This window comes from Bacillus sp. WP8, assembly GCF_000800825.1.
Lineage (GTDB): Bacteria > Bacillota > Bacilli > Bacillales > Bacillaceae > Bacillus > Bacillus safensis.
In genome coordinates this window covers 3,347,167-3,363,994 of sequence record NZ_CP010075.1, presented here as the reverse complement: position 1 = coordinate 3,363,994, position 16,828 = coordinate 3,347,167, and the positions used below count along the sequence as shown (strand labels likewise).

15 protein-coding genes are annotated in these 16,828 nt (G+C 42.0%); 10 read left to right on the top strand and 5 right to left on the bottom strand.

All coding sequences use genetic code 11. The annotated features are described in order from the left end of the window. Nucleotides 1-11 precede the first annotated feature (11 nt). Nucleotides 12-1,340: an LLM class flavin-dependent oxidoreductase gene (locus tag QR42_RS16990; protein ID WP_039182202.1), complete on the bottom strand. Its 1,329-nt coding sequence runs from the start codon at nucleotides 1,338-1,340 to the stop codon at nucleotides 12-14. Nucleotides 1,341-1,714: 374 nt separating this feature from the next. Between QR42_RS16990 and QR42_RS16985 the strand changes: the two genes are divergently transcribed. Then, on the top strand, nucleotides 1,715-2,527 hold the full coding sequence (locus tag QR42_RS16985) for a zinc-dependent metalloprotease (protein WP_024423771.1): 813 nt from the start codon (nucleotides 1,715-1,717) through the stop codon (nucleotides 2,525-2,527). 50 nt (nucleotides 2,528-2,577) lie between these two features. Here the strand turns inward: QR42_RS16985 and QR42_RS16980 are convergent, their stop codons facing one another. Continuing rightward, nucleotides 2,578-2,763 carry a 2-hydroxymuconate tautomerase gene (locus tag QR42_RS16980; protein WP_003214939.1) on the bottom strand — a complete coding sequence of 62 codons (186 nt, stop codon included), beginning with the start codon at nucleotides 2,761-2,763 and terminating at the stop codon, nucleotides 2,578-2,580. A gap of 113 nt (nucleotides 2,764-2,876) precedes the next feature. On the opposite strand from QR42_RS16980, the gene QR42_RS16975 reads away from it, so the two are divergent. Beyond that, a complete protein-coding gene (locus QR42_RS16975) occupies nucleotides 2,877-3,533 on the top strand; it encodes a site-2 protease family protein (RefSeq protein WP_442852933.1) in 657 nt (218 codons plus the stop codon). Nucleotides 3,534-3,545: 12 nt separating this feature from the next. Beyond that, complete coding sequence (locus QR42_RS16970; protein ID WP_039182196.1) at nucleotides 3,546-4,064, top strand: YwhD family protein; 519 nt, start codon at nucleotides 3,546-3,548, stop codon at nucleotides 4,062-4,064. Nucleotides 4,065-4,189: 125 nt separating this feature from the next. Here QR42_RS16970 and QR42_RS16965 read toward each other — a convergent pair whose 3' ends face one another. Further along, complete coding sequence (locus QR42_RS16965; protein ID WP_039182193.1) at nucleotides 4,190-6,259, bottom strand: transglycosylase domain-containing protein; 2,070 nt, start codon at nucleotides 6,257-6,259, stop codon at nucleotides 4,190-4,192. 224 nt (nucleotides 6,260-6,483) lie between these two features. On the opposite strand from QR42_RS16965, the gene speE reads away from it, so the two are divergent. Both speE and speB read left to right on the top strand, forming a co-directional pair. Beyond that, nucleotides 6,484-7,314, top strand: coding sequence for a spermidine synthase (speE, locus tag QR42_RS16960; protein WP_003214614.1), 831 nt, complete (start codon nucleotides 6,484-6,486; stop codon nucleotides 7,312-7,314). Between the two features lie 69 nt (nucleotides 7,315-7,383). Further along, on the top strand, nucleotides 7,384-8,256 hold the full coding sequence (speB, locus tag QR42_RS16955) for an agmatinase (protein WP_039182190.1): 873 nt from the start codon (nucleotides 7,384-7,386) through the stop codon (nucleotides 8,254-8,256). Between the two features lie 47 nt (nucleotides 8,257-8,303). On the opposite strand, the gene QR42_RS19300 is transcribed toward speB, so the two are convergent. Next, nucleotides 8,304-9,218, bottom strand: a complete 915-nt coding sequence (locus QR42_RS19300) for a hypothetical protein (protein ID WP_039182188.1) — start codon at nucleotides 9,216-9,218, stop codon at nucleotides 8,304-8,306. Between the two features lie 81 nt (nucleotides 9,219-9,299). Between QR42_RS19300 and QR42_RS16945 the strand changes: the two genes are divergently transcribed. The 3 genes from QR42_RS16945 to argS all read left to right on the top strand — a co-directional run bounded on the left by QR42_RS16945 (nucleotide 9,300) and on the right by argS (nucleotide 11,875). Next, nucleotides 9,300-9,647 (top strand): hypothetical protein, encoded by a 348-nt coding sequence (locus QR42_RS16945; protein ID WP_039182184.1) that lies wholly within the window; start codon nucleotides 9,300-9,302, stop codon nucleotides 9,645-9,647. Between the two features lie 135 nt (nucleotides 9,648-9,782). Further along, nucleotides 9,783-10,205 carry a YwiB family protein gene (locus QR42_RS16940; protein ID WP_003215400.1) on the top strand — a complete coding sequence of 141 codons (423 nt, stop codon included), beginning with the start codon at nucleotides 9,783-9,785 and terminating at the stop codon, nucleotides 10,203-10,205. Then, complete coding sequence (gene argS / locus QR42_RS16935) at nucleotides 10,202-11,875, top strand: arginine--tRNA ligase (RefSeq protein ID WP_039182181.1); 1,674 nt, start codon at nucleotides 10,202-10,204, stop codon at nucleotides 11,873-11,875. The genes QR42_RS16940 and argS overlap by 4 nt, the downstream gene beginning before the upstream one ends. Nucleotides 11,876-12,281: 406 nt before the next feature. Here the strand turns inward: argS and QR42_RS16930 are convergent, their stop codons facing one another. After that, on the bottom strand, nucleotides 12,282-13,253 hold the full coding sequence (locus QR42_RS16930) for a S66 family peptidase (RefSeq protein ID WP_039182180.1): 972 nt from the start codon (nucleotides 13,251-13,253) through the stop codon (nucleotides 12,282-12,284). Between the two features lie 152 nt (nucleotides 13,254-13,405). Here QR42_RS16930 and cls point away from each other — a divergent pair, with 152 nt between their 5' ends. Together cls and QR42_RS16920 are read left to right on the top strand one after the other, a co-directional pair. Further along, complete coding sequence (gene cls, locus QR42_RS16925; RefSeq protein WP_039183353.1) at nucleotides 13,406-14,908, top strand: cardiolipin synthase; 1,503 nt, start codon at nucleotides 13,406-13,408, stop codon at nucleotides 14,906-14,908. A 105-nt stretch (nucleotides 14,909-15,013) separates the two neighbouring features. Next, nucleotides 15,014-16,729: an ABC transporter ATP-binding protein gene (locus tag QR42_RS16920; protein ID WP_039183351.1), complete on the top strand. Its 1,716-nt coding sequence runs from the start codon at nucleotides 15,014-15,016 to the stop codon at nucleotides 16,727-16,729. Nucleotides 16,730-16,828: the final 99 nt, after the last annotated feature.

Sequence of the window (16,828 nt, the reverse complement as noted above, 5' to 3'; positions counted from 1 at the left end):
CTCTTTTAAATTTATTTTACTGTTTGTTTCAGAAACTGATTCTTCTTCATCGGCAGGCCTAAGTTTTCGCGAAGGGTATGAGCTGGATAATTTGGGTCGTAATATCCTCTTTCGACTAATATCGGAATGACGTGCTCCGTCCATTCGGATAAACCGCTTGCTAAAATTGGAGCGCCAAAAATAAATCCATCTGCGGCGTCCTCTTCGATCCATTGAATTAATTTGTCAGCTACTTGTTCGTAAGTGCCGATAAAGGCACTTTTTGGTGTGGTCACTTGTAAAGCGACTTCTCTTAAGGTCAGGTTTTGATCTTTGGCCATTTTCTTAATGGACTCTGTTGTGGATTGGAAGCTGTTTGACCCAGCGTCACCTATATCCGGAAAAGGTTCATCAAGCGGGAATTGACTGAAGTCCAAATGGTCAAAGAATCGGCCGAGATAATGCAGAGCTTCTTCAATAGAGACTAGATGTTTAATGGCTTCATATTTTTCTTCTGCTTCTTCGACCGTTTTCCCTGTAATCGGGTGGATGCCAGGGAATATTTTGATCTCGGATGGTTTTCTTCCAAGCGCTGCCGCTCTATTTTTCACGTCGCGGTAATAGGCTTTTGCCTTTTCAAGTGAGTCGGCATTTGTAAATACAGCGTCTGCTTCTTTTGCGGCTAGATCTTTTCCTGCCTCTGATGCGCCTGCTTGGAAAATCACGGGCTGCCCTTGTTCAGAGCGCTCAATATTTAAAGGACCTTTGACAGAAAAGTGTTTGCCATGATGGTTTAAGGTGTGCAATTTATCTCGGTCGAAGAAGACACCTGTTGATCGATCTCTTACAAAAGCATCTTCTTCCCATGAGCTCCAAAGCCCGTTCACTACATGTAAATACTCTTCTGCAATTTCATATCGAAGTGAGTGGCTAGGATGCGAACGGATGATGTGATTCTCAGCAGAGCCCTCTAATGGGGAAGTCACAACATTCCAGCCTGCCCGGCCTTTACTTAATTTGTCCAAGGAAGCAAATTGCCTGGCAATGGTAAAGGGCTCACTGTATGAAGTGGATACAGTACCCACAAGTCCAATCTGTTTCGTGACTGTGGCAAGTGCAGATAAGATGGTTAATGGTTCAAATCGGTTTAAGAAATGAGGAATCGAATGTTCATGAATATATAAGCCATCTGCCACAAAGACAAAACGGAAACCCGCTGATTCCGCTTTTTTGGTCATCTCTTGATAATAATCAATGTTAACACTTGCATCTGCTGGCACCGATTTATCCTTCCATGCATTCATGTGACCCCCTGGGCCATGTAACATTAATCCAAATTGTATGTGCTTTTTTCCAGACATGCCGATCGTCCCTTCCGTTTTTGAGGTAGCAATGTTTTATGTTCTTCATCATAAGGCAGAACCGCAGAGAAGTATAATTGGTATCAGTAAAGTGTGACTTTATCTTTTCTAATATCATTTTTTGGTTCTTTCAGATGTGACATTAGGTCCATGATATTATTTCTTAAAAACATGAGTGTTTACTAAGTAAATGACCCAGACCAAAAGCGCTATTTTTCGATGAAATGTGTGTCAAAATATCCGAAAAATTAGTGAAAATGACGTAATTCGACTTTCTTCCTGTGCATCTAATTCCCTGTTTTTGACTGAATAGAAGGAAAATGGTGAATTTTCAGTGAATATATAACCTTGTGAAAAACAAAGGAGGGATAGGAATGAAAAAGCGTTCAGTCTTTTTGTCATTTTTATTGGTAGGTAGTTTGTTACCGGGGGTAAGTTCAGCTTCAGCACCAGTAGCGAGTGCAGGTCATGGGCATGATCATGGTCATGCGCCGTTCGAAACCCATATTAGTGAGGGGTTGCCAAAAGCAAAAGATTTTAAAGATTTGACGACAGCACCTCCAATTGAACGAGATGTGACAACAAAGGTATTAGATGAGTCTGGTAAGCAGGTAGGCTCAAGAACCTTTAAGGCCAATACAGGAGATTCAATTTCAACAAAAGCAAGTACAGGCAGTCAGAAGGTCACTGTCTATGCGGTCGCTGATGCGCAGTATCGTGCGAAATATAGTGACTGGCAAACACGGATTGTCAGCATCATCGAGCAAGCAGATGTCACGTTTAACCGTGATCATGATGTGGACTTTGTCGTACAAGCAGTAGGATCATGGACGTCTTCGGGTTCAAATGCAGAGCAAATTTTGTCTAACCTTGCGCGCAGCTTTGATGGCAGAGGATATGACTTTGTCACTGGATTTACAGCAAATCCAAACTTTGATGCTGGCGGAATCGCTTATGTTTACAATAGTGCACCAAGCGGAAGTGCATTCGCCGTTAACCTTGATCAAGGGACAGCGAACACTGCAAAAGCGGCTACGCATGAATACGGTCATAACTTTGGCTTACCGCACGACCCTCAAGGAAGCGGCATTGTCTGCCTAATGAATTATGATTATTCTTACACAGTCGATTTCTTCGATGCGGCTCATAAAAATCAAGTGAACCGTAATAAAGCTTGGTACAGATAAAATAAGAGACAAAAGGACAAACACATTGAGTGTTTGTCCTTTTTATATGCTTACAGATCGCTCATTCGTTTTCCTGCTACGGCATAGTGTTCTTTTTTCATTTCTTCAATAATAACAGAGACTTTTTCTGCACCTGCGCCTGTTGTTTCTACAACGGCATCAGTGACTTTCTCCACAAGAGCTCTTTTCTGCTCGTCTGTTCTTCCTTCAAGCATTTGAACGGTGACAATCGGCATGGCGAAAACCTCCTTTTTCCTTTAATGCTACGCTTCCCTTTAGTTTAAGGGACTTCTTATAGTATACTGAATGAAGTAAATCATTGTATAGAAAGAAAGAGGGATTCATGCCTTTGAACCAATTTCTTGTTTATCCATTAGAACTTATTCCATATGTCGCCATTACGCTTGTTGTTGCATTTACGATGCACGAGCTGGCGCATGCATATGTTGCGTACCGATTCGGAGACCCGACGGCTAAGAATCAAGGGAGACTGACGTTAAATCCACTGAAGCATCTCGATGTATTCGGGACGATTTTGATCTTTGTGGCCGGGTTTGGCTGGGCGAGACCTGTACCAGTGAATCGTTACCATTTTAAAAAACCGCGTTTAGCAGGGATTTGTGTCTCTATTGCTGGGCCATTAAGTAACTTAGTGCTGGCGTTTTTGGGCTTTCTTGTGTATGTGCTTCTTCAGAAGTTTGGCGGGGAATGGATCATGCGCTTTGAGCCGGGAGTCGATTATTTCTTCCAGATCTTTATTAACTTAAACGTCATCTTGTTCCTATTTAACTTATTGCCGCTTCCGCCGCTTGATGGATATCGTATCATTGAGGACGTCGTCAGTCCTAGTATTCGTGCGAAAATGACGCAATTTGAACAATATGGGATCATTATTTTTCTCATATTCGTGATCACACCGCTGGGTCAGTTTGTGTTTGGTCCATTGATCGGAATGCGGGATCAAATCATATACTGGTTTAATCTTATTTTGAAGCCGCTGCTTTAGGAGGTTTAATGAATGGAAGGTAAAAAGAAGAAACCAATTGGTTTTAACATCATTAAAAAAACAGATGCAACCGACGGACATGGAGGCTTTGGGGCAGGTGCCCTCAGTCTTGATAATATCTCGCCAGTCATCATTGATGTAGAGGAAAAAGAAGCTGTCATTGATATTGGTGCCATGCATGCAAGAAGTGCCGTCGAAAAAGGAATTAAATTTTTGAAAACAAAAGAAGAGGTGCCGAACGGAAAGCCTTATTGGCTCGTATGGGTGACGATTGACCGCAGAGAAGAAGGCCCTTATTATGCAGGGGTGACGGCTTGTGAGATGACCGTTGACCGTTCGATTCGCCGCGGGTATAAGTCACTTCCAGAGCATGTGAATTTAATGGATAAATCGATGAAGCGAAAAATCGTTGTCAGTCATATGGATGACGTATCCAAAAAGGTGCTGGCTGATTTCTTAAAGGGTCACAATGAAGCGCTATGGGACGCATCGACAGATGAATTAAAAGAAGGATTGGCTGTCCCTGAATAATTGTGAAATTTTTGTGAAGAATGGCGGATCGCTACCAAATCCATCCGTTTTTTGAGTAAACTGGTGTTAAAGCTAGGACATGGAGAATCCCGAGATGCAGATCTCGGGGTTTTTCATGTCTTTTTTTAACGTTTCAGCCACTTTTCCCACCATTTCTTTGGCTTTTGATCTGGAACTGGTTCCTGCTCAGAGGCTTTGTCCTCAGCACCATAGCAGACACCTGTCGGCTCTGTTCCTTCTATAAAATAAGTAAATACCTTTGATTCACATCCTGGTCCTGCGAGATCGCCTGTTTTTGGATTGATATATACCCCTTTGACACCGTCTGGCGGCATGAAGGAGGAGGCTGGCTGCTTCGAGAGGGCTGATTCCATAAAGGAAGCCCATATTTTCTTCGCATAGGCTGTTTCTTCGACTGAATCAATGGTGCGGCCTTTATCATAGCCAGTCCATACTCCTGTGACGAGCTGGGGAGAGAAGCCGATCATCCAGCTGTCGGCTCCTGTTGTCCCGGATTTCCCTCCGTATGTTCGTGTAAGGTCCTTTATAATGGTGCGGCCAGTGACACTTGTATAGCCGTTTAATTGATCGTTGAACATTCCTGACATCATATCGGTGGTGACAAAGGCTGCTTTTTCATCGAGGATTTGTTCTCGTTTTTGTTTCTCTTCAAAAAGCACATTGCCTTTTGCGTCGGTTACTTTCGTAATAAAGGTTGGTTTGACGTGTTTTCCGCCATTAACCAGCATGGCGTAAGCATTGGTCATTTCAATGGGTTTCACAGGAGACGTGCCTAGAGCAAGAGATGGTACTTGATCTAGTTTCTCCTTGATTCCAAATGTCTTGCCAGCACGTACAAGCTGCTCCATTCCTAAAAATAGATGGGTCTTTACAGCGTAAATATTATCAGACAGCGCTAAAGCTTGTAGCATTGTAATGCCGTCATTGGCGTAATAGCCGTGATAATTGCTTGGTGAATAAGCCGCACCGCTGCCTTGATCATCCAGTTCAAACACCGTTTCCTCACTGCGCATGACGGTTGCGGGTGTAAACCCGTTTTGCAAGGCAATGTAATAAAGAAGGGGTTTCATGGTTGAACCGGGCTGCCTTTTTGCTTGTGTCACCCGGTTGAATGGACTTTTCTCATAATCTCTCCCACCTATGAGGGCAAGTACATGGCCTGTTTGAGGATGGATGGCGGCAAAGCCAATTTGGATATCTGATTTGGAATCCATCGTGTTTTTTAACGTCTTTTCTGCGATTTTCTGTAATTTTGGATTAAGGGTCGTTTGGATATGAAGTCCATAGGTTTCGATCTGTTCCTCTGTTAACCCCAAGCTTTGTTTCAACTCTCGAATCACATCGTCATAAAAATATGGGGCTTGCTTTGCTTGCAGCTGCTTCTTCTGCAAAGGGCGATAGGACAGCTTTTCTTTCGCAGCGTCATTGGCTGCTTTTTTCGTAATCATGCCATCCTCTTGCATTTGTCTCAAAATCATATTCTTTCTTGCGCCGGCTTTCTCCTCATTCACATAAGGGGAATAGAGAGAAGGCCCCTTTGGGATACCGGCAAGAAGGGCAGATTCAGCGAGGGTTAAGTTCTTTGCTTTTTTTCCGAAATACAGACGTGACGCTGCTTCCACACCGTACGCTCCGTGACCATAATAAATGGTGTTCAAGTATCCTTCTAAAATCTCATCTTTTGTATAGTTTTGCTCTAAACGAATCGTGTAAAAGGCTTCATTCCACTTCCGCTTCCACGTTTTATCATGATCTAAATACAGATTTCGTGCATATTGCTGGGTGATCGTGCTGGCACCTTGTACCTTAGCCATGGCACGAATATCGGCCACCGCAGCACCTGCCATCCGTTTCACATCAAAGCCATGATGCTCATAAAAGGTTTTATCTTCAACAGCCACAACAGCCTGTCTCATATGAGGAGACATATTCTTTAATGGCACCCAATATCTCTTTTCTCCAAAACTGGATTCTCCAAGCTTTGACCCATCAGCTGCATAAATGGTCGTGGATTGGGGAACTTGAACAGAAGGGGCACCTTGCCATTTAGCTATTAATAGAATCGTCAAAAAGACAGTGCCTGCAAATAGAAAAGCGAGCAAGCCGATAAAAAAACAGGCTCGAATCGTTTTCACGGTCATGCGGATTCTTTTATTACTCATGATTGTGTCCATGCAAAGCCCCCATTTTGACGGTTTTTTATCAGTATGGAACAAAGAAAACCGTTTTAAACAAGCGATTGCAGGAGCACCTTAAAAAATGAAGAGAACTCATGCGGTTCTTTACAATTTGATATGAATCCACTATACTTTTTTCTTGGACAATCGATATAGTCAAAGCCGATAAAAGGCGCTAACAATAGATGTTTGTTTATTATTGGATGAGAGGAAGATGAACAATGAGCGAACTTTGGTATACAGAGAAGCAAACGAAGAATTTTGGTATTACATTGAAGGTGAACAAAACCCTTCACACAGAACAAACAGACTTTCAGCATTTAGAAATGGTGGAAACAGAAGAGTTTGGCAATATGCTGTTTTTAGACGGCATGGTGATGACATCTGAGAAAGATGAGTTTGTATACCACGAAATGGTGGCTCATGTTCCTCTTTTCACTCATCCAAACCCGGAAAATGTTCTTGTCGTAGGCGGAGGAGACGGCGGTGTTATTCGTGAAATCCTCAAACACCCAAGTGTGAAAAAAGCGACACTTGTTGATATTGACGGAAAGGTTATCGAATACTCGAAAAAATTCCTTCCTTCTATTGCTGGGAAATTAGACGATCCTCGTGTAGATGTCAAAGTCGGAGACGGTTTTATGCACATTGCTGAAGCTGACAACGAGTATGATGTGATCATGGTGGACTCAACTGAGCCGGTTGGACCAGCTGTGAACCTATTCTCTAAAGGATTTTACGCAGGAATCTCAAAGGCACTCAAAGAAGACGGTATTTTCGTTGCACAAACGGACAACCCTTGGTTCACACCTGAGCTGATTACAAATGTACAGCGTGATGTAAAAGAAATTTTTCCAATTACGAAGCTTTACACAGCGAATATTCCAACGTATCCAAGCGGTCTTTGGACATTCACCATCGGTTCTAAAAAATATGATCCACTTGCTGTAGAAGACAGCCGTTTCTTTGATATTGATACGAAATATTACACAAAAGAATTGCACAAAGCGGCATTCGTTCTGCCGAAGTTTGTGAGCGACTTAATCAAATAAATCGAGCGAAATGGAAATGCGCAAATGACGGTTTGCGCATTTTTTGAAGCGTAAAAGGAGGAATCTTGCATGAGATTCGACGAGGCTTATTCAGGAAAAGTGTTTATTGGAAGTCATCCGACATGGGAAGATGCAAAGGTCATTTTATACGGCATGCCGATGGACTGGACAGTTAGCTACCGCCCAGGTTCACGTTTCGGTCCGAACCGCATTCGTGAAGTATCGATCGGTTTAGAGGAATACAGCCCTTATTTAGATCGTGAGCTGCACGAGGTGCCATTCTTTGATGCGGGGGACATCCCACTTCCTTTTGGGAATGCACAAAAGAGCTTAGATTTAATTGAAGAGTATGTCGACAGCATTTTAGAAAAAGGGAAATTTCCATTAGGAATGGGCGGCGAGCATCTTGTGTCTTGGCCGGTTTTCCGTGCGATGTATAAGAAATACCCTGATTTGGCGATCATCCATATGGACGCACATACAGATCTTCGTGAGGAATATGAAGGTGAGCCGCTTTCACATTCAACACCAATTCGTAAAGTTGCAGGACTTATTGGAGCTGAAAATGTATTCTCTTTCGGCATCCGTTCTGGAATGAAAGAAGAATTTGAATGGGCAAAAGAAGCGGGTATGCACATTTCTAAATTTGAAGTGCTGGAGCCATTGAAGCAAGTATTGCCAAAGCTAAAAGGGCGTCCAGTATATGTGACGATCGATATTGATGTACTTGACCCAGCCCATGCACCTGGTACTGGAACGGTAGATGCTGGCGGTATTACATCAAAAGAGCTGCTTGCATCCATTCATGCGATTGCAGGATCTGACGTCCAAGTAGTCGGGGCAGACCTAGTCGAGGTAGCACCTGTATATGATCATTCTGACCAAACAGCGAATACAGCGAGTAAGCTTTTACGCGAAATGCTGCTTGGATTTGTGAAATAAAAAAACCTGTCCAATTTCTAATTGGACAGGTTTTTCAAAAGTAACATTTACCAATTTATACAAACGGCTAGGCCGCCAACACCTGTGATTTCGGCAGCAAGTCCTTTAAAAGCTTCGCCGCCAATTTTTAACTTTTCCTCCCATGATGTAGCACCAGCTAATAGTTTTGCAGTCTCTTTTATTCCACCTAATTCTTTTACGTATTTTTTTACTTTTATAATTTTAGCTGCAGCAAACAAGTTAGAACCTATAAACCAAGCTATTGCTGCTGAACATGCAGCGATCTTAGACCAATCTGGATCAGCAATAATTGGGAAAGCAGTTTTGCTATTAAAATCTACAACTTGTATTAGTGTATTTCCATCAGTTTTATAATAAGTAGGGACATCTTGATTATTGGCATCCTTTGCCCAAGCTGGACTAAATATAGAAGTGATCATATTTTGTTTGTTAACTACATAAACTTCTCCTGTGTCGAATTCACTACCCAAATACTCCGCTGCAGTTACCAATTTACTACCCCTAGGCAGATTCATTTTAAATCGATATTCTTTAGGAGCTTTTTGGTCATTGATCTGTATTAAACTCTTTAGACCGTCATTTGTCGGTTGAACAGCGTAAATTACATTTTTCTTATCATTATTTTTATAAACTACTGTTCCATTTGGAGAAATTACACCTTTTTTAATATTTCCGGAAGGCAAAGATATATTAGTTGAGACATCAAGCTGAATAGGTGCATTGGGATCTTTTGGCACTTCATATCCTTTTGTAGTATTTCCATACTTGTAAGTATTATTACTTTTGATTGATTTCAATATTCCGTTTATTCCTGTAATATTTTCTATATCACTAGCGGGGTTCATTTCTTTCTTAGCATGCGTTATTTTAGGGTTAATAATCGTTCCAATTAGAGCTAACGTGATTAGAATAGGGATTGATGAGTACAATTTTCTTTTCATAAAAACTCCTCTTTCTTAAATTAGTAGATTCCATATATAATATTTAACATAAATTCTATTATAAGTAAATGGAGGAATAAAATGTTATCTTCTATATTCATGGTGTTACTCGCTTTATGTGTTTTAGCGGCAGGCTTTATTACACTGAAAAAAGAGTTGGCAACTGATCCACCAGTTTTTGCTTCTAAAAAGGAAGCGAAGGAGGAGTTAGTTGGTTTATTTCAGGATCGAGGTTTTTTCTACCTTACGGCTATTGCTTTATTTATACAGGTGGTATTTAAAAAGGGACAAATCGTTCCATTTGATTTTTTTCAAGTGTTTTTGGCGAGTTCGGGAATACAAGCTCTTTTTTATTTAATTAAAAGAAAAGATTTGGGGTTAAAGGCAGTACTTGTTGTGTTAGTCAGTTTTATCTTCATATTTTTCTAAAGAGCAGTTTATCTGCTCTTTTTTTATGTTAGAAAAAGTTTAATCGCCGTGAAGAAGAGAAATGATGGTATGATAGGCGATCATGATTATGGTATACTATTTTAGTTAAACGGGTCTTAGCAAAGGAAGTGCAAAATGACACAAAACCAAATTTCAATTCATGTAAAGTCAGTGATGAAACCAGAGACGGAGCCGGCTGAAACGATCGAATTCCGCACGACTGGAACGTATCAAGAGAAGAATGACAAAACGTATCTCACTTACCATGAAGAACATGAAATGGGTCAAGTAAAAACCGTTGTGAAAATGAGTGAAAAAGAAATTTTTGTCATGAGATCAGGGGCTATTCAAATGAAGCAGCGCTTTCTCATTGGAGAAACGACCGTCACACATTACACGATGCCATTCGGTACACTTCAGTTAGATGTGCACACACATGGCATTGATCTCGATGTGGACAAGGGACTGCTGCACATTACGTACGATATGCTGACAGGAGAAGATCAAAAGCATTTACATACATTATCGATTTCGTATAAGGAGGATTTACGTTCATGAATATCGCAGAACAGGTCAAAGATGCGTTAAAAGAAGAAATCATTGCGGCAGTCGTCAAAGCAGGACTTGCCGATGAAAGCCAGGTGCCAGATGTCCTTTTAGAAGTGCCGAAAGACAAAACTCACGGTGATTACTCTACCAACATGGCGATGCAGCTTGCCCGCATTGCGAAAAAAGCACCTCGTCAAATCGCAGAAGACATCGTCAATGCGTTTGATAAAGGGAAAGCTTCCATTGAAAAACTGGATATCGCAGGTCCAGGATTCATTAACTTTTATATGAACAATCAGTATTTAACAAAGCTGATTCCAGCTGTCCTTGAAGCAAAAGAAGCGTATGGCGAAACGAATACAGGCGGCGGTCAAAAGGTGCAAGTCGAATTCGTCTCAGCCAACCCAACAGGTGACCTTCACCTTGGACATGCCCGCGGAGCAGCTGTAGGAGATTCCCTTTGCAATATCCTTGATAAAGCAGGGTTCGATGTGAGCCGTGAATACTATATCAACGATGCAGGGAATCAAATTAATAACCTCGCTTTATCTGTCGAAGCACGTTATTTTGAGGCACTCGGTCTTGAAAAAGAAATGCCTGAAGACGGCTACAGAGGGGAAGATATCAAAGGCATCGGACAAAAGCTTGCGGATGAATTTGGTGACCGTTTCGTGCATGAACCGGAAGAAGAGCGTATGAAGTTCTTCCGTGAATACGGCTTGAAATACGAATTAGAGAAATTACGTGTAGACCTTGAGAATTTCCGTGTACCATTTGATGTATGGTATTCAGAAACCTCTTTATATGAAAACGGAAAAATCGAACTAGCGCTGGAAACACTTCGTGAAAAAGGCTATGTCTTTGAAGAAGACGGCGCAACATGGCTGCGTTCAACTGATTTTGGCGATGATAAGGACCGTGTGCTGATTAAAAAAGATGGCAGCTTCACTTACCTGCTTCCAGACATCGCATATCATAAAGACAAATTGGACAGAGGCTTTGACCAGCTTATTAACATTTGGGGAGCGGACCATCACGGCTATATCCCTCGAATGAAAGCGGCGATCCAAGCACTTGGATATCCAGCTGGCAAGCTTGAAGTAGAAATCATTCAGCTTGTGCATCTTTACAAAAACGGCGAAAAGATGAAGATGAGTAAGCGTACAGGAAAAGCTGTCACAATGCGTGATCTCATTGAAGAAGTCGGCTTAGATGCGACTCGTTATTTCTTTGCGATGAGAAGTGCGGCGACACATATGGACTTTGACCTAGACCTAGCCATTTCTACGTCTAACGAAAACCCTGTGTACTATGCACAATATGCGCATGCGAGAATTTGCAGCATGCTGCGTCAAGGAGAAGAAAAAGGCTACGAACCAAACCTTGAAAAAGACGATTTCTCTCACATTCAATCGGAAAAAGAATACGATCTTCTCAAAATCATTGGCAGCTTCCCAGAAGTTGTAGCAGAAGCAGCTGAAAAGCGTATTCCGCACCGCGTGACGAACTATATTTATGACCTTGCATCAGCCCTTCACAGCTTCTACAATGCCGAGAAGGTCATCGATGTAGAAAACGAAACAAAAACAACAGCACGTCTTTCACTCATGAAAGCAACACAAATCACGCTCGCTAATGCATTAAAACTAATTGGTGTATCGGCTCCGGAAAAGATGTAATGAAATGAAAGAAAGCCCCACTCTATTGGATGAGTGGGGCTTTTTCATATAAAAAACCCGCTATCTTCAAGCGGGCTTTGAAAATTATCCAAGCGTATTAATTATGTTAGAAATAGAATCAAATAATTGGCTAAGTACATCAGAGAACATAGAGTGTGCCTCCCTTCGGTAAGCATGTAGTATGTGTGCGTCAAATGAAATTATCCAAGCGTATTAATAATGTTAGAAATAGAATCAAATAATTGGCTAAGTACATCAGAGAACATGTTTTTTGCCTCCTCTCTTTTCTTTTTACATCTACTTAACGAAGGGGATGGAAGGTTGGATCACTTTTTCTAAAAAAATTTTGAAAAAGATGGTGGCATAGAAAAAAGCACCGCCTATTCGGGTGCTTTTTTGCCTTACGTTATGAATGAATGCGCAGCTTCACGTCTCCATTTGTACACGTTAGCTGAATGTTTCCACCAATCGGGAAAGTGAAGACTGGCTGTGTATGTCCGATATCGACGTCGTAAATCACTGGGATGTGTTTGAGCATTGGATGCTTATCTAGGATGAATCTTAAGTGTTCCTCTGTCATGTTGGATTTCTTCTGAAAGCGCCCGATGATCAACCCTTTGATTGTTTCTGCATGCTGCAAGAGGGAGGTGAGGTCTCTGGCGAACGTTTCAGGGAACACCAGTTCATCATCCTCCACAAATAAGATCGTATCCTTTACATTCGGCATAAACGATGTCCCTTGCAGTAAGTTCAGTGTACAAAGGTTTCCGCCAAACAAGGTGCCTTCAGCTGTTCCTTCCTGATATATTTTCCATTTCGTCGGATGAAACTGCCTGTTCGCTTGATCTAAATACCACGCGTCATCACTCCATTTTGTTGAAGGTATTACATCAAACGGTTCGCCGCCATTCATCAAACAAGCTTGAAACATGGCGGTCTGCTCCTCCTGCCCCTGCTCCATTTGAAAGCTTGAGAAATGGGGGCCTGAGTATGTCACCATTTCACATTTGGCTGTTATGGCGCTTGCAAGTGCAGTGATGTCACTATAGCCGCAAAGGACTTTAGGATGCTGACGGATCAAGTCGTAATCAATATAATGCAGAAGCTCATTGCAGTTAAAGCCTCCGATGGCTGTCAAAATACCATCGACCTCATCATCTGCGAACGCCTCATGCAGATCAGACAAGCGGTGTTCAATAGACGATGAGGAATGAATGTCACATTCAAACACGTGCTGTCCAAAAGAGACAGTGAAACCTAAAGACTCTAAACGTTTTTTCGCTTGAGAAATTCCTTCTTTTGATAAAATGCTGGCACTTCGGCTTGGGGCAATGACACGAATATGGCCGCCTTTTTTTAAAGGAGAGGGTGTATGCATAAACAAATCTTCCTTTCCATCACATATTTCTCCATTATATCGGATCAAATAGCGCAAGTCTGTAAAGGCTAGGAAAAAGGAATGGGTCGTGCGTTTCATACAAGCAGTGCAAAGGGTATGGAAGAGAAAAAGACAGAATGAGGGCGGAGAATGTGAAAAAGAGGAGACTGGAATTTTTATTTTTATATTTTATGATATTTGGGGCATATGTGGTGTATTGGTGGCCTGTGCCGGCGTGGAGCGTTCAGCTGTACGCAGCGATTTATATCGCCATTATTTTATTTAGTATCATCTCACTCATGCTGGAGAACCGGACATCACAGCACACGCTGTTATGGATGTATGTGCTGATTTTCTTCCCGATCATTGGCTATATGTTCTATCTGTTCTCAGGGCAGCTCTATGTAAAAGGTCATTTATTCAAATCAAAGAGAATGTATAACCGTGAAAAATTAAGAAGAATCTCTGAGCTTGAGAGCAAGCCGGATGAATCACGTTTAACCGATAATCAGCGTGCTTTTTTTCATTACACAGAAAAAGCCACAGGCATGCATGTGAACACAAATAGTGATATGGACATTTTAAAAAATGGGGAGGAGACGTTTCCTCGAATTTTTGAAGAGCTAAAAAAGGCAAAATCGTTCATTCATATAGAATATTATATGTTCAAATCCGATTTCCTCGGCCACCGGATGATGGAGATTTTGATTGAAAAAGTGAAAGAAGGGGTAGAGGTCCGTTTTATATATGATGCGGCAGGCAGCATCCGCTTCTCCCGAAAAGATATTAGACGCTTGAAGCAGGCAGGGGTCAAGGTCGCTCCTTTTCTGCCTTTAAAATATGGATTCTTTAATCAAAAATTCAATTTCCGAAATCACCGAAAAATCGTCATTATTGATGGAGAGACAGGGTTTGTCGGCGGTTTAAATGTCGGCAAGGAATACGTAGGACGGGATGAAAAGATCGGCTTTTGGCGTGATACACATGCCATGTTAAAGGGTGAGGCTGTTCAGACCCTTCACTCCGTTTTTATGCTGGACTGGGAGTATGTATCAGATGAAGTATTAATTGATGATCCGAAGTATCATACGCCGCATTCTGTGACAGGCGAGGATGTCATTCAGGTTGTACCAACTGGACCTGATATGAAAGAAAGTATGAGTGATTTATATGATGCCCTTATTTCTAATGCGAAACAATTTGTCTGGATTGCCACACCTTACTTTGTACCAAACGAATCGATTCGCACTGCGCTCAAAATCGCTGCCACAAGAGGGGTGGATGTGCGGGTGATGGTACCGGAGATCAATGACGGCTTTCTCACGCAATATGCCACACGATCCTATTTTTCTGAGCTTCTAAAAGAGGGCATCAAGGTGTATCACTATCAAAAAGGGTTTATGCATCAAAAGGTGATGATCGCAGATGGAGAACTCGCCTCTGTCGGCACCGCGAATGTCGATATGAGAAGCTTTCAGCTCAATTTTGAGGTCAATGTCTTTACAGCCGCGAAAAAGCCAATTGAGCAATTAATGGCCCACTATGAGGAAGATATGAAAGAATGTGAGCAAATGGGTCCTGTTCACTTTTATAAAAGAGGCTTAAAAGAGCGGTTGAAAGAATCATTTGCCCGGTTGTTTTCCGGCGTATTATGAGGATTTCCAGTCAAAGAAATCATTTCCTGATCTAGTATTTTGGAGAGGATTCCTCTATAATTGAAAATGATTATCAATTATAGAGGAAATGAGGTTCTTTTACATATGCTAAAACGCTTTTTCGCCTATTACAGGCCCTATCGCGGTCTGTTCTTTTTAGATTTCTTTTGCGCTGTCGCAGTTGGACTGATGGAACTAGGTTTCCCGCTGATCGTGAACTACTTCATTGATACATTATTACCAACAGGGAACTGGACGGTCATTGCTTGGACCGCACTTGCTCTGTTTATCATTTATGCACTCAGCTCAGTTATGCAATTTATTGTGTCGTACTGGGGACACATGCTTGGCATCAATATTGAAACAGATATGAGGAAGAAGCTGTTTGATCATTTTCAGCGTCTCTCATTTAAGTTCTTTGATAACAACAAAACGGGTAAGCTTATGTCTCGAATGACAAATGACCTCATGTACATTGGTGAGGTAGCTCATCACGGACCTGAGGATTTGTTTATTGCGATTATGACGATTCTTGGCGCCTTTGCTGTCATGCTGATGATTAACTGGCAGCTTGCTATTCTAACCTTCTTGATCATGCCAGTCATCATCTGGCTTGCCCTTCATTTTAATAAGAAGATGACGAAGGCGATTACACAGCTGAACAATGACATTGGAGACTTTCATGCAAGGGTTGAAAACAATATTGGCGGTATTCGTCTTGTTCAAGCCTTTGCCAACGAACATTTCGAGAAAAAGCGTTTTGCTGAAAACAACAACCGTTTTCGGAAAGCGAAGCTTCTTTCATATAAAATCATGTCGGTTAACGGCTCAATCAGTTACATTCTCACACGTCTTGTGACACTGTTTGTCCTTCTGGCAGGGACATGGTTTGTTCTGCAGGGGCAATTAACGGCAGGTGGATTTATCGCGTTTGTTCTGATTACAAACGTCTTATTCAGACCGATTGATAAAATCAACACCGTGATTGAAATGTATCCAAAAGGAATTGCGGGCTTTAAAAGCTATGTCGACTTACTTGAAACAGAGCCAGATGTGAAGGATACAGAAGGAGCTCGTGATGTATTCGGATTGAAAGGTGAAATTGAATATCGAAACGTGACATTTGGCTACGATGAGCACAGCCATGTGTTAAAGGACATCGATTTGAAGATCAAACAAGGAGAAACTGTTGCGTTTGTCGGGCCTTCAGGAGCCGGGAAATCGACGATTTGCAGCCTGCTGCCACGTTTTTATGATGTGGATGAAGGGGAAATTACAATTGATGGTGTGAGTACAAAATCGATGACCCTGTCTTCTTTAAGACAGCAGATCGGCATTGTGCAGCAGGATGTCTTTTTATTCTCAGGCACCATTCGAGAAAACATCGCGTACGGCAACCTAGAAGCCAGCGATGCAGAGATTTGGGAGGCTGTACGTCGTGCGCATTTAGAGGAACTCGTTCAGCGTTTCCCAGAAGGATTAAATACAGTCATAGGCGAGCGCGGCGTCAAATTGTCGGGCGGTCAAAAGCAGCGCCTGTCGATTGCGAGGATGTTCCTGAAAAATCCTTCGATTCTTATTTTAGATGAAGCCACTTCAGCGCTCGATACAGAAACAGAAAAAGCCATACAGGATGCACTGAGCGAACTGGCTATTGGCAGGACAACACTCGTCATTGCCCACCGTCTGGCAACAATCAAGCACGCTGACCGTATCATCGTCGTGACAGAGGAAGGCATCCAAGAACAAGGCCGCCACCAAGACCTCATTCAAATGGGCGGCGTGTACAGCAGACTGCATGAAGCGCAGTTTGGTCATTGATAGTAAGGCGTAAATGAGTTCAGCTATTGAGTTGGACTCATTTTTTTACATGTGATAATAAAAAGTGGTTCGTCCTGCAAATATTTAAATCACCATTTA